This window comes from Phyllobacterium myrsinacearum (genome assembly GCF_014138285.1).
Taxonomy (GTDB): domain Bacteria; phylum Pseudomonadota; class Alphaproteobacteria; order Rhizobiales; family Rhizobiaceae; genus Phyllobacterium; species Phyllobacterium myrsinacearum_A.
Genome location: NZ_JACGXN010000010.1, coordinates 60220 through 81152, shown reverse-complemented (window position 1 = coordinate 81152; position 20933 = coordinate 60220). Strand labels below are relative to the sequence as shown.

Here is a 20933-nt window from a genome sequence, read left to right as displayed (position 1 = left end):
TTTTTTATGGAGAATTGACATGGTTGATCACAGCATCAAGGGAAAGATCGTGCTTATCGGCGGTGGTGCCAAGAATCTCGGCGGGTTGATTGCCCGGGATCTGGCAGCACAAGGCGCGAAAGCCATAGCCATTCACTACAACAGTGCGGCAACACAGGCCGCCGCAGATGAGACTCTTGCCGCAATCAAGGCGGCCGGTGCCGACGCGATCGCCTTTCGGAGTGATCTGACGACTGCTGCAGCTGTTGAAAAACTGTTTGAAGATGTGAAGGCAAACTTCGGTGCCATCGACATTGCCATCAATACAACAGGCAAGGTGCTGAAAAAACCTTTTGTCGAGATCACTGAGGCCGAATATGATGAGATGTTTGCGATCAACTCAAAGGCCGCGTTCTTCTTCATCAAGGAGGCCGGCAAGCACCTCAGCGACAACGGAAAGCTGGTAACGCTGGTAACCTCGCTGCTTGGAGCCTTTACGCCTTTCTATGCGGCCTATGCCGGCGCGAAAGCACCGATCGAACATTTCACCCGGGCTGCTTCCAAGGAATATGGCTCACGCGGCATATCAGTAAGTGCAATCGGACCCGGCCCGATGGACACGCCATTCTTCTATCCTGCGGAAGGTGCCGATGCGGTCGCCTATCATAAGACGGCCGCTGCACTTTCAGCCTTCAGCAAGACGGGCCTGACGGATATTCAGGATATCATCCCCTTTATCCGCTTCCTCGTTTCCGATGGCTGGTGGATTACCGGTCAAACCATTCTCATCAATGGCGGATACACGACCAAATAGAATTGTTATACCCTCACCCGCCACCCATCTTCCGGTGGCGGGTGAGGCTTTGACTGAACGCGGCGACCACAACCGCAGCGTTGCTTGAGTCGATTGGTCGCTGTCATTGAGCCTACGTTCGGGCAAAACTTCTGTGCTCAAATCCGGGCTCCTCTCCCAGTTGCTGCTTAAACAAAAGCTCGCATAAGGGTTCAATTCTTCGACCCGTTGTGATAAGAACAAATATCCCATCGAGAAAGCAAATGTTTGGCACTGCCCCGTGCGAACAGTGTTTATTTTTGCGCATCAAGAAGGCGAGTAAAATAATGGAAAAGCTCAACCATGACGTAACAGGCAAGATAAACTTGAATTCTGCTTACGATAAACATGAGCTAACATCCTGTTTTCCCATATCTTGCTTTGATTACAGAACTCCTCGAAAGGCGAAGCCTCGTTTCCAGCAATTGATTGAAGCGCGCCGCATACCTGATGCTGGCATTTCAATCAACTTCGAGCAGACAGCCCCAGATATGGCTGCAATTAAAAACGCTGATCGTATTATTTCAACCGGATTCACCTACATCACGGAGAATTCACCAGGACAACTGATCGACTTTTCTTTGCAAAAATGGATTTCGACATGAAACTGGATATCAATTTTCCACCCGATTTCCAGCCCCGCTACGGTTATGCTCGGGATATTTCGAAGCATATCCTGGCGATATTCTCGCATCACAATCCCCAAATGAACAAATTCGTCGCCGATCTGAAGAAACACCGCAAATGTTTCTCCGCGATTCCTCTCGAGGCTGACGCCAAGAGCCTGGAGCCGCGCTGGTTCAATGGCTGGTTTCCAAGCCTCGACTGCATGACACTCTATCATCTCTTGGCCGAGCGCAATCCGGCGACATATGTGGAAATCGGCTCAGGAAACTCCACCAAATTCGCGCGTCGTGCGATCAAAGATCACCACCTGCGCACACGGATCATTTCGATCGATCCGGAGCCGCGCACCGAGATTGACGCGATCGCTGATGAGGTTATCCGCTCGGGCGTTGAGTTCGTCGATATCTCCCTGTTCTCGCAGCTCGACGCCGACAGCGTGGTCTTTTTCGACGGCAGCCACCGCTCCTTCCAGAATTCCGACGTGACTGTCTTCTTTATCGACATTCTTCCGGAGTTGAAGGCAGGAATCGATGTCGGCGTCCACGACGTCTTATGGCCATGGGACTATCCGCCGACATGGGTAGAGCGATACTACAACGAGCAATATATGCTTGGCACCTACATGCTGGCCTTCGGCCGCTCGTTCCCGCTGATCTTCTCATGCGCGCATGCGGCGCGGACGTTCCAACCCGAACTTGCCGAGGTGTTGCCCGAAGAATTGTTTACCGCCTTGAAGGAAAAATCCGGTTATATCGGCGGCAGCGGCATCTGGTTCAAGAAGCCGGCAATTGACTACGGTGTGCATTGATATCCATCCAAATTTCGACGACGAACAACACCAATCGTTGATTATGTTGTCAGCGGCACCGTGCCTTCACCAAGAAGGTCGAGATAACTGCGATACGCAAAGACACGGCTGTCTTTCGACGCATCACTTCTTCGACGATACCAAGAAAGAACTCGAGCCAGGCTTCCCATGCTCCTTGTTCACGAACTCCGTATGCGCTGTGCGGTATCAGGGCGAAAATGTCCTTGATGTGCGCAGCGACAACTCGAAAGTGCCACCTGGCGTTGGGAAATGGCTAGATATCATTTCCCCGACCAAATGATCCAGAGCAGGTATGCGAACAGCCGTACAAAGCGGTTTCACGCGCACGGAGACAGGTCCCATCCAGCAACACTTGCTTGAACCTATCTCAGTTTCGCCTCAGGTTCAGATAATTTCCCCTTCAGCTTCCCATGGTATCGAGCGCCATGGTCTCCTTTGAACAACCCAAGGATGGATAGTTCATTCTTCGATGAACCCGCGCGCCATATCTTACTTGGTACAGAAAGCGGGTTTTGTCTGTTTCCCTCACAAAAGGTTGCAATATGTCAAATCATCCTGATAGCCATCATGCGCGTTCAAACCTCCTTGAATTTGCCAAGGAAACCAACCGGGCCCAGCGATGCTATGAGAATTTCCTGCAGAGCGAATTGACACGATGCGGGATATTCAACCTCGCGCCTGCGCATTTTCAAATACTTGTTGCAATTACCGAAGCAGGATCGACGGTCAAAAATCTGATGGCCAATTCCGGTGTGCACGGCTCCAATCTCTCCTATTATCTCAAACATCTGGAGAAGTACGATTATATCCTGCGAGCGAATGCACGCGATGATCAAAGGTACGTGTTTATTAAGCAAACCAAGAAAGCAAAGGCGTTGATCGCCGATTTGTCGCGCGATGCATCCCGTCGGGTAGAGGCTGCCTGGAATGAGTTGGAGGACAAGAACGCCCTGCATGACGTTCTTGTCAAAATATCGCTTGGTCTGGCAACCATAACCCCGCCCCGCAGAACGTGATTATTGACCAAAGGCAAACGCGGTCAACGCTCTTTTGGGGCCTAGCAGGTTCGTAAGTTGTCGAAAACGATGAATTCCATATCGGATTTGATCGAACTGCCGAACAGGTTAGCATCCACTTCAGGCCAATTACGATCGGGCTCGCTGATGGTGTTGTCACGAAGTTGGCTGTTGTTTCCATTCAGCACTGATCGAAAATTTTGCCACACCTGTCGAATTTGGCTCATTTCATGCGACTATCACAGTGAACAATCATTTTCCTGAAAGGAAACTAGCTGTGGAATATTTGTGTCTCGTCTATTTTGCCGAAAAGAAACTTGCGGATCAATCGGATCAAGAAAAGACCACGTTGGGACGAGAATCGAAGGCATATGATGAGCAGCTTGCTGCAAGCGGACATCTTGTCATGGCCCATGCTCTCGAAAGTCCCAGCAACGCAATAACCGTTCGCGTGCGCAACTCAAAAGTGTCAACAACGGATGGGCCATTTGCAGAAACCAAAGAGATTTTGGGCGGATTTATTTTGATTAAAGCTGGTGATCTCAACGAAGCCATTCGCATTGGCGCAGGTATTCCTTTGGCAAAACTTGGAAGTGTCGAAGTCAGACCAATTCACAACTGGTGACTCTCAATTCAGATGGATGCGGCGTCTGTCACAAGTTTGAGTGAAACGATGCAAGAGGTAACCAGCAATATTTATCGCATGGAATCCCGCCGGATTCTTGCAACGCTGATCAGGCTTCTCGGCAACTTCGAGCTCGCAGAGGAAGCTTTACACGACGCCTTTGTCGCGGCAGCAGAACAATGGCCTCGCGATGGAGTTCCCGTTTATCCTCGTGCGTGGCTTATTTCAACCGGCCGTTTCAAGGCGATTGACAAACTTCGAAGACGCGCTCGTTTCGACGCATCCCTGACTCAGCTGGCTCTCCAGATCGAACTGGATGGGGCGGAAAAACCCAGTGATCGTGAGGAAATAAAGGATGACCGGTTACGCCTGATCTTCACTTGCTGTCATCCATTGCTGACGCCAGACATGCAGCTGGCACTGACTCTGCGCGAGGTATGTGGTCTTAAAACAGAAGAGATAGCACGAGCGTTCCTAACCTCGGCCCCCACCGTGGCGCAGCGCATTGTACGGGCGAAGGCTAAAATACGAGAGGCGTGCGTTCCTTATGAAATACCCGCACTCTGCGATCTGCGGGACCGGTTGGAGATAGTGCTTCATGTCATCTATCTTATCTTCAACGAAGGTTATTCCTTCACATCGGATTCTGTATCCGAACGGCAAAACTTATGTGATGAGGCCATTCGGCTCGGATGTTTACTGATCGAACTGGTACCCGATCCGGAAGCTGCAGGGCTTTTGGCATTGATGCTTTTGCAAGGTTCCAGACGTGATGCCAACAGATCCCCCGACAAGCAAATCATTCTTCTGCATGATCAGGATCGATCGCGTTGGCACATGGAAGATATTGTGGAAGGAACAAAGCTGGTCAACAAGGTGATGGCCGGTAACGCTGTAGGTTTTTACACGCTACAGGCAGCTATTGCGGCCGTTCACGCGCAAGCGCGAAGTACGACAGAAACCAATTGGAACAGGATAGTTGCTCTCTACGACCTCTTACTGCTGGCCGATCCATCGCCTGTAATCGAACTCAACCGTGCTGTTGCTATCGCCATGCGCGACGGGCCAAACGCCGGGTTATCCTTGATTGATGCTCTTCTGAATCGTGGAGAGCTTCACAACTATCATTTAGCTCATGCCACGCGGGCCGATCTGCTGCGACGATTGGACAAACCCGCTGAAGCACAACAAGCGTATCAACAAGCGCTCCATTTGACGGTGGCGGGCCCGGACCAACGTTTCATCCAAGGAAAATTGGCTGAACTTAAAGTGCTGTTTTAAACCGCCCTCCCAGATCTGTTACACAAATATAAACACCCGCCCACATGTCGAATACCTGGAGATCCAATCGGCTAACTGCGTTGAGATTGCGTTCGACCGCGACCAGCAACCGGGTTGAAAGCTCGACAAACGCTCATAGGTGGAGAGTAGTTTAATGAAGAAACCAGTTTTTAAACGGTTGGAAGGCGGATGTGCATGCAATCATGTGCGATATCGGCTGGAGAGAAGCCCGATGATTGTGCATTGCTGCCATTGCCACAGCTGCCAGAGGTTGAGTGGCTCTGCATTCAGCATCAATGCCATGATTGAAACTGATCAAATCACACTGATTGGTGACGGCGCGCCAACAGCCCTTGAAGATGATCCATTGATGCATCGGTGCCCTAAATGCTTGCTGCCTTTGTGGGGCAATCATCCCATGATCGGGAAGGCGATTGCCTTTGTTCGCGTGGGGAATCTCGACAAAGCCGATCATCTGATACCCGAAGTTCATTATCATACGGCCAGCAAACTGCCTTGGGTCTCGATTCCGCAAAACGTGCCGACCTTCGAGCACGGCAATGAAGGGGATTCCTTGATGGATAAGGAAGCACAATCCCGCCTCAATACTAAACTGGAGCGCAGTGAATTGCCGCCTGATCGGGTCGATTAAACTTCAATCTTGGACGGTCGTCATCACTGCCCAACGGAACGATCCAGTCGAGATGCCGAGGCAATCCCTGCTTTGCGGTTCACTGCCACTAAGGCACCAATAACGGCTGGCACGTTTGGACCAGGGTTGAAAATTCCGGCGCTAACGCCGCAAAAGCGAATCCAAATTGCGAAAGATGCTCCGGCAGCAGTTTGCTGCGGAATACGCATGTTGGTTGGAAGAATAATTTGAGTTGACCGTTTTTGATAGCGAGGCGACACTTGCAACCATAACAGCCAGGAGGAAAAATGATGGATGAACCTGACCGCTGGCGGCACATGGCAACTGCCCCGAAAGATGGCCGTCGGATCCTCGTCACGATCCGCCCGTCCGAACAGGGGCCGGCAGAAGTTGACCTCGCGTATTGGTCGAATGGCGATCAATTCGGTACAGAAGGCTGGCGTGCTTCCGATTCCTCGCCCGGCCGCCTTGTCGAATATGCCGAGCCAGAATTGAAGTGCTGGATGCCAATGCCCACTGCCAATCTTAATGGCAGTTCCATGCCATCACCTTGGGAAGGCGACGACGCCCAGCAGCTCGATGGGACAGGGATTTAGCCACCCGCGCCGCTATGTTGCGGGGGACTCGATAGGGGTTTGGCGCAAGCACTGGAACTGGCTGCGATTACCAATCAGATGGGGTGACCTCCTCCGCTTGGCCCTACCGCGCCGGAACGGCGTTCATATCGATGGGCAGATCGACGTTCATCTCTGCGTCCGCGAGCTTGATCTCAAACACGGGCGCATCACTTTTGGCGAAGGTCAGTCTTATAAACTTTTCATAGGCCTTATCACCTTGAACACCTCCCTGGAGCAGTTCAAAGGTCAGCTGGTATTTTCCAGCGCCGAACACCGTGGTCCGCTCGTCCATGACCGACCCGATAACCAAACGATCTTGCGGCACGTCGAACGGCACCAAAATCACCCGCGTTGGCTCAGCCGACAATTGACTGTCTTCCTGTTCGGTAAGCACTTCAACAAAGGCAGCGTTGCCGTCTGGCACGGCAAAGGAAACACTCCCTTCGCGCCAAGAAAACCCTTGAGTGTAATGACGCTGGTTCCAGGCGTTGAAAGAGTTCTCGAGATCGGGATCGAACACGGCGATCTGCGCATAGCTGATGGTAAGAGGAAAGCATTCGGTCATTCTTTATGGTCCTCTTGCTATAGTTATCCTGCACCAGACTCCGGCTTCAATCCTGTCGAACGATGGTGCCGATAGCGTTGACGATAATGCGCGCCGCGGTCAGAGCCGATATGCCGGCGATATCGGCGGGTGGATAGAACTCGACTAGGTCGAAGCCTACCAGTCTGGCCCGCCTGCTTAAACCTGCAATAAGGTCAATCACCTGTGTATAGGTGAGTCCGCCAGGGGTACGCGCTGCCACGCCCGGCATAATGCTGGGATCGAGGCTGTCACAGTCGAGAGTGACAACAACCCTTGCTCCTTCCGGAATATGCCGGAGAGCGGCTTCAACCCCACGGGTGTGAATCTCGCGAGCCGTGACAAAGCGGCTGCCGTATCGTCGCGCCGCTTCGATATCAGTGATGCGCGCGCTGCCGACGCTACGCAGACCGACCTGCACCATGCCGCCGACATGCGGCATCTCGCTCGCCCGGCGCATCGGACTTGAATAACCATAGCGTTCGCCATGCACCTCATCGCGCCAGTCAATATGGGCGTCAATCTGCAGGATCCAGATCGGCCCGTAGTCCGTAAACCCTGTGAGGAAAGGAAAGGTCACGGAACAATCACCGCCGAGCAGGATCGGTACGGCTTGCAACGCCAGAACCTCGCGCGTCTTCGCCTCGATCCGGTTCCGATTGCCGGCATTGTCATGCATGGTGGTCTGTATATCGCCAGCATCAATGCAGCATCCGAACTCGCCATTGAAGAGTGGCCCTTCGAGATCGAAATCCCAGTGCTCTACGAGCGGTGCATCATCCCGGCTTCCAGCGCGAATGGCGCCAGCCGCCAAGGTATAGCCACTACTGTCCTTCACCGGATAGGTGCTGCCGTGACCGGCTCCAAATATCACCACACGGGGCATTCGGCCATTGTCGAGTTGAGCAGGAAAACCAAGAAAAGCGGATGAGACATTCATTTGGATGGTCCTTAGGAAGCTGAAATTTCGATTTTAAGCATGCAGAATGTGCAATGGACAGGTGGATGGTCAAATTGATCGCCTGAAGACCCAATGAACATCACTTCTTTGCTTAGTCACCAATGCCTTGTCGAAGCACGAAAGTGATTGGAAATCGATTGGTTGTTTGTGGAGCTAACGCCTCGATTGCGGCAAGTTGGTTTGGATGCGCCAGAAGGATGGCACTCAGGTGGCGACGTCTGAGCCTCCATTCCCGCCCACACCATCGCAGCGAAGTCTCAGGGTGAGGATGGCCGTGTAACACCGATTTGTCTGATTGAAGTCGAGCACGGCTGGCTTGCAAAAGGCGCTGGACAAACACATCATCCGTGATTATATGGCCGGTCATGACCTTTGCATCCGCCCCGTATTTTTTCTGGTATTTTGGCTTTCGCAGGCCGCAGGCGGAGGTAGGGGTGCGCTCGATCTAGAGATAGCAGCAAATAAGTCCCGAACAACCGCCAGCCCATCTGGCGGTTTTTTTGTGCCGCCAGCCGGGAACCAAGCAGCCCCCCGAGAAAATCCCAGAGACTGGAACCAAGGCCATGTTGAGCACTACTGACGATCTTCGCATCCGTGAAATCAAAGCGTTGACGACCCCCGCTGTCGTGTTGGGCGAGTACCCGCGCACGCTGGAGGCAACCCGCACCGTCACACAATCCCGCCAAGTATTCCACAACATCCTGCGCGGCAGCGATGACCGCCTGGCAGTGGTGATCGGTCCTTGTTCCATTCACGATCCAGTGGCAGCACTCGACTATGCCAGCCGTCTGGTAAAACTGCGGCAGCAGCTTGGCTCGTCGCTGGAAATCATCATGCGCGTCTACTTCGAGAAGCCTCGCACCACGGTGGGCTGGAAGGGTTTGATCAACGATCCTGATCTTGATGGCAGTTTCCAGATCGACAAGGGTCTTCGCATTGCACGCAAGGTCCTGCTCGACGTCAACAATCTGGGCCTTCCGGCAGCCTGTGAATTCCTGGACATGACGACACCCCAGTATATCGCCGATCTCGTCGCCTGGGGAGCGATCGGCGCCCGCACCACGGAGAGCCAGATCCATCGCGAACTTGCGTCCGGCCTGAGTTGTCCCGTCGGTTTCAAAAACGGCACGGATGGCAATGTCCGCATTGCCGTGGATGCCGTAAAATCGGCCTCGCAACCGCATCATTTCATGGCGGTTACGAAGGAAGGTCAGTCCGCAATTGCTTCGACCACCGGCAATGAGGACTGCCATATCATCCTGCGTGGCGGCAAGACGACGAACTATGATGCGTCGAGTGTCGAGGCAGCCAGCGCCGAGTTTGTGAAGTCCGGCCTCTCGCCAGTGGTAATGATCGATGCCAATCATGGCAACAGTTCAAAAAAGCCCGAGAACCAGCCGGTCGTGGTCGAGGACGTTGCCGGACAGGTCGCGGCCGGGGACAATCGCATCATCGCATTGATGGTTGAGAGCAATCTCGTAGCCGGAAGGCAGGATCAGGTAGAGGGTAAACCACTCGTCTATGGCCAGAGCATCACCGATGGCTGCATTGGCTGGGACAGCACTGTGCTCGTGCTGGAGCGCCTGGCACTTGCCGTCCAACAGCGTCGTATCGTCAACCGCACGGCCATAAAGGTCGGGGCATAGTCAGGGCCCGACTGCCGGCGAGAGCCAGGCAGTCGGGCTTTTGCAGGCGCAATTTTGGTGTCAGTCGTGTGTTGCAACGTCTGGATCCGTCGCTTAAACAGCACCAGATCGCCGTCCTTCCTGTAATTGAGCGAACCCAAGGGGCCGTGCCGTCGTCCACCTCAAGCATGCACAGCGAGCCTCAACGCACAGCCGGAAAATCAATATGGATAGCACTCAGCCCGTCAGAGACAGCGTTCTTCGCCATCCAGGTTATCTCAACTTCGCAGCATCACGGGTTTTCTCTTCGCTTGGATTTCAATCGACAGCAATCGCCGTGGGTTGGACCGTTTATGACCAGACCCACAGCGCTTTCGCCCTCGGACTTGTCGGCCTCTGTCAATTTCTGCCAATGGTGATGTTGACCTTCGTTGTCGGGCAGGTCGCTGACCGTTTTGACCGTCGGCGGATTGGCCTGGTCTGTCAGATCATTGAGTGCATGACCGTCCTGACGCTTGCCCTCGCCGTCTGGCAGAATGTATTGAACCCTGTAGGCATTATGACCGCAGTCACTATTCTTGGCGCAGCCCAGGCGTTTGAACGACCGACAATGGCAGCGCTATTGCCCAGTATTATTCCAGCGACACTGCTCCAGAGGTCGATCGCGACCACGACATCGATGATGCAAACGGCGCTCATCGTCGGACCTTCACTCGGCGGTCTGCTTTACGGTATCAATGCCGTTGCTCCCTTCGCAGTCTCCTCCGTACTTTTTCTCATCGCCAGCATCAATGTCATCTCCATTCGTATGGAGCGGCGCGTAGTTACGCGCGCTCCGGTAACCCTTGCTTCGGTGTTTGCTGGTGTGTCCTTCATTCGCCGCAAGCCGATCCTGCTTGGCACAATCTCGCTCGATCTCTTCGCCGTGTTGCTCGGGGGTGCGACGGCTCTCATGCCGATGTTCGCGCGCGACATTTTGCATGCGGGGCCATGGGGGCTCGGCCTTTTGCGGGGGAGTCCGGCAATCGGCGCATTGGCCATGTCCATCATGTTGGCGCGCTACCCGCTTAATACCGGAGCGGGCCGAAAAATGTTCTGGGCGGTTGGAATTTTCGGCCTCGCAACCATCATCTTTGCACTCTCGACAAACATTGCATTATCAGTCGCGGCGCTGTTTGTTGTCGGAGCATCCGATACTATCAGCGTTGTCGTGCGCAGCTCATTGGTGCAGTTGCTGACCCCGGACGAAATGCGCGGCCGCGTCAATGCGGTCAACTCACTGTTTATCGGCACCTCGAACCAATTGGGTGAATTTGAATCCGGCATGCTTGCAGGCCTGCTGGGCCCCGTGTTGACCGGCGTCGTTGGCGGCGTTGGCACGATCATCATTGTGCTCGTCTGGATACGTCTTTTTCCTGACCTCGCGCGGGTCAAGACATTGGCTGGCGAGTAATATAGGAGCTCTATCTGGGGTGATCTTTTCGGTTTCTTGGCAGCGGTTTAGGGACGCCTATCCAGCGGCTCCAAAGAACGAGAGCATTAATGAGTAATGACTATTTGTAGATGCCGACAACTGGCAGTTTCAGGCATCGAACCCGGACCTGCTAATTGTAGTTGAAACCTCTAGATAGAACTCCGGCTCTTTTGTTCGGCCCAAGTATTCTGATCGAGGCCCGTTGCGTATCTTGAGTTCCTGTGAAGGTTCGCTTGTTCCTTATTTTTCTCCGAGGATGATTTCTACGAACAACCACTTAATGAGGCTTCCATCCCCTGATATGATAGGTAATCTTCGATTTTATTAAGAGAACGGCTACGTTCAGAGGTTTGAAGGCCCATGCAAAACTTTCATAAAGGTCTGTTTATCGCCGTGACCCTCTTAGCTGGCGGTATACTGGCCTCTTTCCTCTTTCTCTACTTCACAGGACACGATCCCGATGAGCGGCCGCTAACCGTGACTGAATGGGTAATAGGCGGGATCCTGATTGGCCCAGGATTTGGCTATCTCGTGAGGTGGAGAAAGTTAAAAGATGATTAAGGTCGCCAAGTGCCGCCGGCAAGTGGCTGAAGCGCAGTGCCGTATATCTGAAGGCTGAGCGCTGGGTCAGTGGTTTCGTCTATATCGGCCTTGGCTCGACGGCCGCCTTTGCTGGCAATCAAAAGAAATAGACCACCGGTGTTGCCCTAAACGGCTAGCCTGTCGGTGACTATCTGGAATCGACGGCACGCCATCGTAAAAATCAGATAGCCGTTCGCGTTTTTGGGTTCACGTCCTAGTTCAAGAAAACGTACTGGTTTTATCCGTGAGTAAAGGATCCTCGCTTTCAGCCTGTGCATTCAGCGTCGGCTTCAACGAGACTGCCAATCATGTGATAGAAATGACGGCAAATCGCACGATATTATCTGTTACTTGTTCATCTTGTTGGCGCCGACTTCGCGGTCCCATTTTTCAAACGCGGCAACGAGCGACCGCGGCTTTAGCGGTACCTCAACGGGATATTTTGCAATCAGCGCTTCATAGGTCGGCCGGCCGAATTCTGCGATGACATCCTGACTTTCCTGTGGTGCCAGATTGAGCGGTACATCTTTCACGGCGGGGCCGGGATAAAAGTAACCCTTATCATAGGTGTAAGCCTGTTGTGCCGGCTCAAGCATAAAGGACATGAGCTTCAGAAGCACCGCTACCTTGTCATTGTTCACGCCCCGCGGAATGCACATGAATTGCGTGTCGGGGACCCAATGTGTGCCCTCAAGCGCGAAAGTTTCCGCCTCTTTGGGAACGACCCCAAGGACACGCGGATTGATATCCCAGCCGAAGGTCGACACAACCATATCACGTGTGCCTTCCGCAAACTCCTTCATGGTCGCAGTGGTGCCCGGCGGGTAGTAATCAATACCCTGATCGAGTTCCTTCAGATAGGTCCAGGTTTTCTCCCAGCCATTGATAGGATCGCTTGGATCCTTATCGCCGAGAATGTAGGGCATCGCCATCAGGAAGGTCCATCCCGGGCCTGAATTAACGGGACGGGCATAACAGAAGCGCCCGGGATTTGCCTTGACCCAAGCGAGCAGCTCTTCAGCGTTCTTCGGTGCCGTCTTGACCCGTTCCGGAGCATATTCGAACAACGGCCCAGAGGGCGAATAGACGACAGCCACCCCTTCATTTTGGCCGAAATTCTTCTGCATCATAAGTGCCTTCTCATGATAGATTGCATCGGCTCTCGGTAGAAGATCCGGGTATTTCGTCCAGACATCGATCCATAGTCCTTGCGTGATACCGTCCGACATGGCGCCCGGGCCGGTCAGCACTAAATCAATATCGACACGATTGGCGGTCTGCTGCGCTTTCAGCTTTGCAGGAAGTTCCGGCGAAGGTGCCCTTGAAAAGATCACCTTCGATATAAGTGACTGGTTTTCTTTGGCAAATTTCTCGATTGCGGCCTGCGTCAACTGCAGATTTCCGGCCACATCAATAATGTTTAGCGCTACCGGCGATGACGGCAAAGCCAGAGATTGCGAGGAAGCAAAGCGCGGCAAAACGCTTATTCCTGCAACGCCAGCCAATCCCCCGATTGCTTGTCGGCGATTAATTAGAATCATTCTTTTCCTCCCAGAAATGTCCGATTATTCTCGCTTCTCCCAAAACAAGAATAACATATTAGTATATTATTTAAGGAAAATGCAACTCGCCCTTGGGCTTGGGTTGTAGGGCGAAGCGCTGGTCGAAATGGTGACGTTTGAACATTTGAAATTCCTGGCTTAACTAAAACCAGCATCAAACCATCACTCAAATTGACAAATATTTGCTACAGATCCCGCACAGTTACCTTGGTCATAAAACACCAGCAGAAGTCTTCCTATAAGAGCCGCTCGCACCGATGCAACGGATGCACTCATCTTGAACACCCACGCGAGCCGCTCTTCGACAAGAACTCACGCCAGCTAATTGAGGGCGAATGGCCAAATCTGATTGATAGATTCTGACCGTTAAGTGCTCAACAAAGCATAGCACTTGCGATGCAATAGCTGTGAATGTTGTGGTCCGTCATTTCAGGAATTGTTGGATCGGCTTTTCAAACCAAATCGGGATTTCAAGAGAGCGTTATGGCGCGAGCTGATGAAAATTGGTGACCGATAACGAAACTCAGCAACTTTGCGCTACTAGCCTCCTATATGTTCACTGGCTCGCAGCCGTTTGGCCGCAAAATCGACAAACGCCCGCATTCGTGCGGAGGCAACCCGTCCTTCTGCATGGACAACATGGATCGGTACGGGTTCTTCTTCAAAGTCTGCCAAAACGTGTTGTAACCTGCCAGACTGAATATCGTGTGCCACCTGATATGACAAAAAACGCGAAATGCCCCAACCCGCTGCAACCGCATCAATGGCTGCTTCATTGGTGTTGCAAAGGAAGCGGCTTGTGACTGGAATTCTGATTTCCGAGTTCCTGCCGAAGCTCCACTCCAGAGTTCCGAAGAGCCCGCTACGCGCAACGAACCGATGGACATGCAAATCTTTCGGTGTCTTGGGAATACCATGTTTTTCGAAGTAGGCAGGCGCTCCACATATGACACGCCTGACGTAACCAACCCGCAATGCGCTTAGCCCGGAAACAGGAAGATGGGCGATCCTTACTGCCACATCAATGCCTTCGTCGATCAGGTTGGTGACGCGATCAACAAACGCGGTCCGAATGCTGATCCCGGGATATTGGTCGAGAAACTCTAGAATAATTGGCAAAACATACAGACGCCCAAATATTGTGGGAGCTGTGATTGTCAGTGTGCCGGCCGGCGCCGAAAAACTGCCAGCAGCCTGCGCCTCAGCCTCATCTATTTCTGCCAGAATACGCCTGCAATCTTGCAGATATCGAAACCCCACCTCCGTGAGTTTTACCGAACGAGTGGTCCTTACCAAGAGTCTGGCTCCGAGGGAGTGTTCGAGCATTGCAACTGCGCGCGTTACCGTGGCAGCGCTCATCCCCAAAGTCCTGGCAGCACTGGCAAAGCCTTCCTGCTCCGCGACCAGACTAAATATTCGCATACCATCCAAACGGTCCATCAGCTGCCTCTGATCTTAATTATTTCAATTTCTGGAATAGTGAAGTGCACAAAGTATGGATTGAGTTACCTTTGGAAAGCAATCACATTTGACGGAGTTTAATCAATACTCCGAGGTCAGAGCCATGCAACTCCACTACCACCCTCTTTCAGGTCACTCTCACCGGGTGCTCCTGTTTCTTTCACTCATCAGTGCCGATCACGAACTGGTCCTTGTCGATATCAAGAGTGCCGAGCATAAGAGTGATGCTTTTCTTGCACTCAATCCTTTTGGCCAGATACCCGTACTGGTTGACAACCAGAATGTTGTCGCTGATTCCAACGCCATTTTGGTTTATCTGGCCAAAAAGTTTGGGCGTACGGATTGGCTGCCGGAAGACGCGCTCGGTGCCGCACGAATCCAGCGTTGGCTCTCGGTCGCGGCAGGACAGATAGCATTTGGTCCGGCTGCTGCACGCCTCATCACACTCTTCAACGCGCCATTTCGCCCAGAAGAGGTAATCGGTCGAGCCCACGCCATTTTAAAGCTGATCGACTTCGAACTGGCATTGCATAACTGGATTGCTGCTGACCGGCCGACGATCGCCGATGTTGCCCTTTACAGCTATGTTGCGCGTGCGCCTGAAGGGAATATTGATCTCACCGTCTATGGCGCAATCCAGGCTTGGCTACAGCGCATGGAAGCACTGCCAAATTTCATTCCTTTTGTGGAAACACCGCTCACAACAAGAGCCTGATCCTTAACCAGTCCGGAGTAACGCCATGACAGACCACAACGCTTTATCGCCTTGGCACTTAGGAGAAGTGGCACTTCAGAACGCGATGGGCGTTGCCGATCGCATGGCGGAAATTGGAAAAAAGGTTATCCGGACTGAACTGATCGAGCAACATCGGCAGTTTTATCCACTATTACCAATGGTCGTGTTGGGAGCCATCGATCCGGCCGGCGACGTGTGGGCAACAGTCCGAGCCGGTCCTCCTGGCTTCATGACTGCGCCCACTTCCCACTCACTCCACGTGCACTTGCCGCGGGACCCGTCAGATCCAGCTGACGCAGGTTTGTACGATGGCGCGCCATTGGCTCTACTTGGTATTGATCTGCGAACTCGCCGTCGAAACCGGTTGAACGGACATATCGCACGCAGCAGCAATGACAAGTTCCAACTCGATGTGGAGGAGAGCTTCGGCAATTGCCCGAAATACATTCAACTCCGTAGCATGGACCTGCTCGATGATCCTCGACGGCCCTATACCGGGACAATCGAGGAAATCGAGACCTTGGATGCTGCAGCAAAAAGCCTTGTAACCCAAGCCGACACCTTATTCGTTGCGTCTTACATTGGCGGGTCTGACGCATCCAGACGGATTGATGTTTCACACCGCGGTGGACGCTCTGGCTTTGTTCGCGTCGAAGGTGATGGAAGCCTCATTATTCCCGAATTCATGGGCAACCGGTTCTACAACACTCTCGGAAATTTTCTGGTGAACCCACGTGCTGGCCTTGTTTTCACAAAAGCCGGCCAGTTGCTACAGATGACAGGCACTGCCGAGATTAGCGAAACGGAACAGACCCGTGGTTTCCAAGGCGCAGAGCTGTTCTGGAGGTTCTCTCCCAAGAGAGTTATACGCCGGGAAAACTGTTTGCCCCTGCAGCTCGAAATAGCGGATGATGGCTGGTCACCAAATTCACTGGCAACGGGAATCTGGCCGGAAAATGCAATCGCAGCTTCCACGGGTTAAGGATGGGATTCGGGTGGCATTTATAGCTCAATCGTAAAACCGCACATCACCATTCCCGTCATCTCCGCTGGCGCAACGGCAACCGTCAGAGTGAAAGTCGAGGCCAACATAAACCATTCTTTCCATCAGCTCCTTCCTAGGCTTGCAACTGGCGTTTCGTGCAGATGTCGCCATTGGAGCGAGCCATCTGCAGAGGCTTCGAGCAGCACTGTCGAGCGCCGTACGGTTTGAAATCCGTCTGAATCTGCATGGGTTTCGCGATAGGTGAGACAAACTCCACCTGGCCATTCGTGGCTGGTATCCATCTGATCGATGGAGATGCGCAGTTCGGGGCGCTTTCCGTGCATTCGTCCGAACAGTTCGGCCACCTCCTCTTTGCCGAGCGTGTTCCCTTGCATGGAGACCATCTGAAACGTGGGCGAGAAACGGGCGAGCAGCGGTACGAGCTCGGCAGGCTCTGCTCTGCCGGTGAACCAGCGTTCAATCGCCCTATGGATATCGACGATCTCATGGAAGAATCTTGTCGTTTCGGTCATGTTCGGCTCCTTGTCGGACAATATGAAAGAATGAACTAGACGCTTGGCTCAAGCGGCTGTAGGCGCAGAACGAAGGGCAGCGGCAGCACGATCAAGATGGAGGCAATCACGAAACAGGTGCGGTAAGGCATGGCTGTGCCCGCACCGCCGTTTGTGACAAGGAAAAGCCCGAGTAAGCCCCCGAGCACGCTGCCTCCAAGCGAGAAACTGAGTTGGCGGTTGATGTTCCACAGCGCACTAGCCTCTGCCGTCCGCTCGGTGCGAATCGACGTAAAAGCGGCCGTCTGCGCAGTGCTCGTACAAAGACTTGCGCCGAAGCCCATGGCGATAAAGGACGCGATCCTGACAAGAAACTGGCCAGCGAACGGCGTTGCCAGCAGCAGCACACCAACTGAGGTTAAGGCCATGCCGACAAGGAAGAGCGGGCGTGGGCCCCGCGATGCAAATAGCTTGCGCGTGGACATGATCGCGACGAAAGCCGCACCGGCCCATGGGAGCATCATCATGCCCGTCTGCGTAGCCGTCAGGCCAAGACGATCCTGGAAATAGAGCGAGGCAATCAGATTTACGCCCGTGAAGACCCCCGGTACGCAGAGATAGATGATGCTGCCGGTCCTGAGCATCGGATCGGACAGCAGGCGCAGGTCAAGCAGAGGCTCGCGTGACCGCAGCGCATGGCGGACATAGGCAACGCCTGCGACTGCCGCTATAACGAGGAGGATCATCGCCTGAGGGCCGCTTCCCGTTTGGCTGATTAGGGTCAGACCCAGAGGAAGACAGAACAAGGTGATGGCGCTCAACAGAAAGCCTTGAATGTCGAGTGCGGGCTTTGCGCCCGTCAGCCTATCGACCGGGGCCCAGACAAGGGCCAACACGGCGATGGCTGCAGCCAGCGGTGCGATGCCGATAAATACCCAACGCCAGGACACGTGATCGGCCGCGACCCCGCCAATGGCAGGTGAAAGCGCCGGGACCAGTAGAGCGACAGTCATAACCACCGCTGTCAGATGAGCGCGGTCCTCTGGCGGATAGGCGCGATAGGCCATGCTCTGGCCGACCGGCACGAGCAGGCCGCCGCCAAGACCCTGAACCAGGCGCCAGGCGAGTAATGTTGCAATCCCGCTGGCCTTGCCCCCGCCGATGCTGCCTACTGCGACAATGAGCAGCGAGGCGACCAACACGCGGCGCTCGCCAATCCGGCGTGCGAGCCAGCTTCCCAACGGAATAGCGACGGTCAGACCAAGCATGTAGATCGTGCCGACCCAGGCAAGTTCTGCAACCGATGCGGCCAGCTCCCGCCCTAATGCCGGCAGGGCGGCATTGAAAATGAACATATTCGCTAGATCGATGGCAAAGCCGAGTAGATAGAGGGTGGCAATTCGGGCACGGGCGGACAACGGGGAAACCTTCCAAAGAGACAATACCCCCAAGATATTCCCTTTTCTTACGTCAAACGAGACGATATAATTCTACATCACTTGTCGAATATGTTTACCAATGGATCGCGTATATGGGAGTAAGCCTTGATCGTCTGACGGCCTTCCGGGCCGTGGTTGAAACCCGATCATTCACGGGGGCAGCCAAGCAGCTCAATCAGGCCAGAGCCGCGGTTAGTTTCAATGTGAAACAGCTTGAAATCGAATTGGGCGTCACCCTGCTTCACCGCACCACGCGCAGCCTTGCTCTGACCGATGCCGGTGAACGGTTCTATGCACGTGCTTTGCGGATTCTCACCGAAGCGGAAGAGGCGATCGCCGAAGCGCGTGCGGAGCAAACTGTGCTGAGCGGCAGTTTGCGGCTGACATCGACTGTTGAATACGGCGTTGCGGTGATCGCTCCGGCGCTGCAGAAATTCACCACGCTTCACCCGGACCTTGACGTGCAGTTCGAGGCCTACGCGACGAATGTCGACCTCCTGCGGGACCGTTTTGATGTCGCAATACGGTTGGGGCGCAACGAGCAGTTCCAGATCACGCCTTATGTCGGGATTCACCTTGGTACCTATCAGCTCAGGCCTGTCGCATCACCGAGCATCATTGCCGGACTTGCGGCAGGGGCTGTCGGCACACCTGAAATGCTGAGTGCGCTACCATTCATTAGTAACGCCACCGTCGCTCATGTGAAGAGCTGGACAATGTTCGATCCAGATGGGGGCGAATGCGCCATCGAGCTGTCTCGCCATTCCCGCCTTCTTGCCAACAACGCATCGGTGGTCAAAGCACTGGCGAGTGCGGGTGCAGGTGTCGCGCTCTTACCGGATTGGTTCGTCAAACAGGAACTAGCCGATGGCACCCTGGTCGATGCCCTGCCATCCTACCGCCTCCCGGATCAACAGATTTACGCGATGCACCTGCCCATGCCGACGGTCCCACAGAAAATCAAGGCATGGCTCCGTTTCCTTAAGGATCATGTCCGGCGTTGATCCCATTTCAGCATGGCAAGTTGAAACATTCATAAAGATGCAGCCCAGCGCGCTCTGAAGGCCCCTCAATTTCCATCAGGCGGCAGCACTTTGCGTTGTGCGAAATACTGCGCCGGTGTTCTTCCGGCTTTTGCAGGTCAAGGAAGCAGACCTCATCCAGCCCGATATCTGCGTTGTCGGCGGCATCAGCGAGATGCGCCGGATAGCAACGTTGGCCGAAGCCTTCTTCGTCGGCGTGGCTCCGCATCATCCGATGGGACCGCTGGCGACTGCCGTCAATGTTCATTTCTCTGCCGCTGCTCAAAACTTCCGCATTCTCGAATACCGGCTGCCGAAGGGTCAGCCTTAGTCTATGGCGGAAAAGATATCGAAAAGCGGCAGGGCGAAACCCGCTGTGTCGTTGACCCCTACCTTCCTAAGGACGGCTATCTGGAGCTGCGCCCTGACAGGCCAGGCTCGGGGGTCGAGATGGACGAGAAGGTAATGACAGAGGAAGGCTACCTTCACTGGCAACGACGTGTGCCGAAGCGACCCGACGGCTCCTATGCCTTCGCCTAGCAATATTGGCAGTCGAGCTAAAAGCTATTGTGAAGGTCAGAAAAAGCCTGCAACCAGAATGTCGAATCGCGGGTAACACCGACTTCAGGTGGAGCGGTCGAACTAATCAACGTCCTCTGCAGGGTCTTGGACACCAAGCAATTTACATTTGTTCGGGACGATCCCCTGATGTCGCTGCCCCTTTGTACAAGGGTGCAGTTATAAAAAAATGGCATTCGTAGTATCCGTCGAGAAGCGTATCCGGGTGCTGGTCACAGGATAATGAAAAACTCTCTCCAAGCAGCAATCAAGGGCAATGAAAGGCGTTCATTTTCACTTCAAAGTCCAAATCGCCGCTTGAGTTTGGTTTTCCGTGAAGAGCATAGTCCTTGATGTTGGAATAAGCGGCCGACGGCGTAAACCCGTGTATTTCAAAAAACTTCGTCATCTCTGGGCAAACGAGCCAGAACGGTTTACACTCAACCCGCACCATCAAATGCCGGGACTAAACACCTAGCTTGTTGCGCCACTGCAGCTTCAGAAGCTACGACAACCGCCAAGTTCGCAGAGGCCGCTCGAAATATAGTCCTGTCCGAGTTCGGTCACGCTGAGCTGTCGCGTCGATCGGTTCAGATGGCGTGCACCAAGCTTCTCCTCCATTCACCATACAGTGCGGCTCACTCCGGCTTTGTCCGTTTCGAGGCGTTCCGTCGCTGCCGTGAACGATCCATCCGTCACCACAGCGACAAAAGCCTGCATTTCAGAGAAGTCTATTGTTGTTGTCATGAGCAATGACGTGTCACTTCATGATCGAACTTACGATATCCGCTTCACCTTATGCCATCGCATGCAAGGAGGCTATCGCACTACTGGTCGCGGCACGTGCGGCTAAAAAGCCGGTGCCCAAGCTTAGAGAGGATTGGAACCGAGAGCGATGCGATTAACAAAAGGCTTTAGCCGATCAATGCCACCCCAATCACGGTACGGGATTTATGGAGCTCCACGTGATCAACT

The 20933-nt window shown here is 53.7% G+C and carries 20 protein-coding genes and 1 pseudogene; 14 read left to right on the top strand and 7 right to left on the bottom strand.

Annotation, left to right across the window (positions count from 1 at the left end):
* The first annotated feature begins 19 nt into the window (after positions 1–19).
* From FHW16_RS22665 to FHW16_RS22630, 8 genes are all read left to right on the top strand, one after another.
* Positions 20–793 (top strand): SDR family oxidoreductase, encoded by a 774-nt coding sequence (locus tag FHW16_RS22665; RefSeq protein ID WP_182551554.1) that lies wholly within the window; start codon positions 20–22, stop codon positions 791–793.
* A gap of 305 nt (positions 794–1098) precedes the next feature.
* Positions 1099–1416, top strand: coding sequence for a hypothetical protein (locus FHW16_RS22660; RefSeq protein WP_182551553.1), 318 nt, complete (start codon positions 1099–1101; stop codon positions 1414–1416).
* Complete coding sequence (locus FHW16_RS22655; RefSeq protein ID WP_182551552.1) at positions 1413–2246, top strand: class I SAM-dependent methyltransferase; 834 nt, start codon at positions 1413–1415, stop codon at positions 2244–2246. Before FHW16_RS22660 ends, FHW16_RS22655 begins: the two co-directional genes overlap by 4 nt.
* Before the next feature lie 563 nt (positions 2247–2809).
* Complete coding sequence (locus FHW16_RS22650) at positions 2810–3283, top strand: MarR family winged helix-turn-helix transcriptional regulator (RefSeq protein WP_182551551.1); 474 nt, start codon at positions 2810–2812, stop codon at positions 3281–3283.
* A gap of 277 nt (positions 3284–3560) precedes the next feature.
* Positions 3561–3908, top strand: coding sequence for a YciI family protein (locus FHW16_RS22645; RefSeq protein WP_182551611.1), 348 nt, complete (start codon positions 3561–3563; stop codon positions 3906–3908).
* 48 nt (positions 3909–3956) lie between these two features.
* Positions 3957–5189: an RNA polymerase sigma factor gene (locus tag FHW16_RS22640; protein ID WP_210278244.1), complete on the top strand. Its 1233-nt coding sequence runs from the start codon at positions 3957–3959 to the stop codon at positions 5187–5189.
* 154 nt (positions 5190–5343) lie between these two features.
* A complete protein-coding gene (locus FHW16_RS22635) occupies positions 5344–5841 on the top strand; it encodes a GFA family protein (protein ID WP_182551549.1) in 498 nt (165 codons plus the stop codon).
* Positions 5842–6131: 290 nt separating this feature from the next.
* The gene (locus FHW16_RS22630; RefSeq protein WP_182551610.1) at positions 6132–6437 is read left to right on the top strand and encodes a hypothetical protein; all 306 of its coding nucleotides are present in this window, start codon (positions 6132–6134) and stop codon (positions 6435–6437) included.
* Positions 6438–6540: 103 nt separating this feature from the next.
* On the opposite strand, the gene comJ is transcribed toward FHW16_RS22630, so the two are convergent.
* Together comJ and FHW16_RS22620 are read right to left on the bottom strand one after the other, a co-directional pair.
* Positions 6541–7023, bottom strand: a complete 483-nt coding sequence (gene comJ, locus FHW16_RS22625; protein WP_182551548.1) for a competence protein ComJ — start codon at positions 7021–7023, stop codon at positions 6541–6543.
* Positions 7024–7069: 46 nt separating this feature from the next.
* Entirely contained in the window at positions 7070–7981 is a 912-nt protein-coding gene (locus FHW16_RS22620; RefSeq protein ID WP_182551547.1) for an agmatinase, read from the bottom strand.
* A 584-nt stretch (positions 7982–8565) separates the two neighbouring features.
* Here FHW16_RS22620 and FHW16_RS22615 point away from each other — a divergent pair.
* Both FHW16_RS22615 and FHW16_RS22610 read left to right on the top strand, forming a co-directional pair.
* Positions 8566–9648 (top strand): 3-deoxy-7-phosphoheptulonate synthase, encoded by a 1083-nt coding sequence (locus FHW16_RS22615; protein WP_182551546.1) that lies wholly within the window; start codon positions 8566–8568, stop codon positions 9646–9648.
* 205 nt (positions 9649–9853) lie between these two features.
* Entirely contained in the window at positions 9854–11080 is a 1227-nt protein-coding gene (locus FHW16_RS22610; RefSeq protein WP_182551545.1) for an MFS transporter, read from the top strand.
* A gap of 950 nt (positions 11081–12030) precedes the next feature.
* Here the strand turns inward: FHW16_RS22610 and FHW16_RS22605 are convergent.
* Together FHW16_RS22605 and FHW16_RS22600 are read right to left on the bottom strand one after the other, a co-directional pair.
* A complete protein-coding gene (locus FHW16_RS22605; protein ID WP_182551609.1) occupies positions 12031–13221 on the bottom strand; it encodes an extracellular solute-binding protein in 1191 nt (396 codons plus the stop codon).
* A 564-nt stretch (positions 13222–13785) separates the two neighbouring features.
* Entirely contained in the window at positions 13786–14685 is a 900-nt protein-coding gene (locus FHW16_RS22600) for a LysR family transcriptional regulator (protein WP_182551544.1), read from the bottom strand.
* 124 nt (positions 14686–14809) lie between these two features.
* Here FHW16_RS22600 and FHW16_RS22595 point away from each other — a divergent pair, with 124 nt between their 5' ends.
* Positions 14810–15421: a glutathione S-transferase family protein gene (locus FHW16_RS22595; RefSeq protein ID WP_182551543.1), complete on the top strand. Its 612-nt coding sequence runs from the start codon at positions 14810–14812 to the stop codon at positions 15419–15421.
* A gap of 25 nt (positions 15422–15446) precedes the next feature.
* On the top strand, positions 15447–16424 hold the full coding sequence (locus FHW16_RS22590) for a pyridoxamine 5'-phosphate oxidase family protein (RefSeq protein ID WP_182551542.1): 978 nt from the start codon (positions 15447–15449) through the stop codon (positions 16422–16424).
* A gap of 125 nt (positions 16425–16549) precedes the next feature.
* On the opposite strand, the gene FHW16_RS22585 is transcribed toward FHW16_RS22590, so the two are convergent.
* Both FHW16_RS22585 and FHW16_RS22580 read right to left on the bottom strand, forming a co-directional pair.
* Entirely contained in the window at positions 16550–16960 is a 411-nt protein-coding gene (locus tag FHW16_RS22585) for a DUF4440 domain-containing protein (protein ID WP_182551541.1), read from the bottom strand.
* A 35-nt stretch (positions 16961–16995) separates the two neighbouring features.
* Positions 16996–18357: an MFS transporter gene (locus FHW16_RS22580; protein ID WP_182551540.1), complete on the bottom strand. Its 1362-nt coding sequence runs from the start codon at positions 18355–18357 to the stop codon at positions 16996–16998.
* 113 nt (positions 18358–18470) lie between these two features.
* Between FHW16_RS22580 and FHW16_RS22575 the strand changes: the two genes are divergently transcribed.
* Both FHW16_RS22575 and FHW16_RS22570 read left to right on the top strand, forming a co-directional pair.
* A complete protein-coding gene (locus tag FHW16_RS22575) occupies positions 18471–19382 on the top strand; it encodes a LysR family transcriptional regulator (protein WP_182551539.1) in 912 nt (303 codons plus the stop codon).
* A gap of 118 nt (positions 19383–19500) precedes the next feature.
* Positions 19501–19940 (top strand): annotated as a pseudogene (locus tag FHW16_RS22570) (enolase C-terminal domain-like protein); the annotation flags it as partial.
* 639 nt (positions 19941–20579) lie between these two features.
* Here FHW16_RS22570 and FHW16_RS29110 read toward each other — a convergent pair.
* Positions 20580–20705, bottom strand: a complete 126-nt coding sequence (locus FHW16_RS29110; protein WP_281410138.1) for a LysR family transcriptional regulator — start codon at positions 20703–20705, stop codon at positions 20580–20582.
* Positions 20706–20933: the final 228 nt, after the last annotated feature.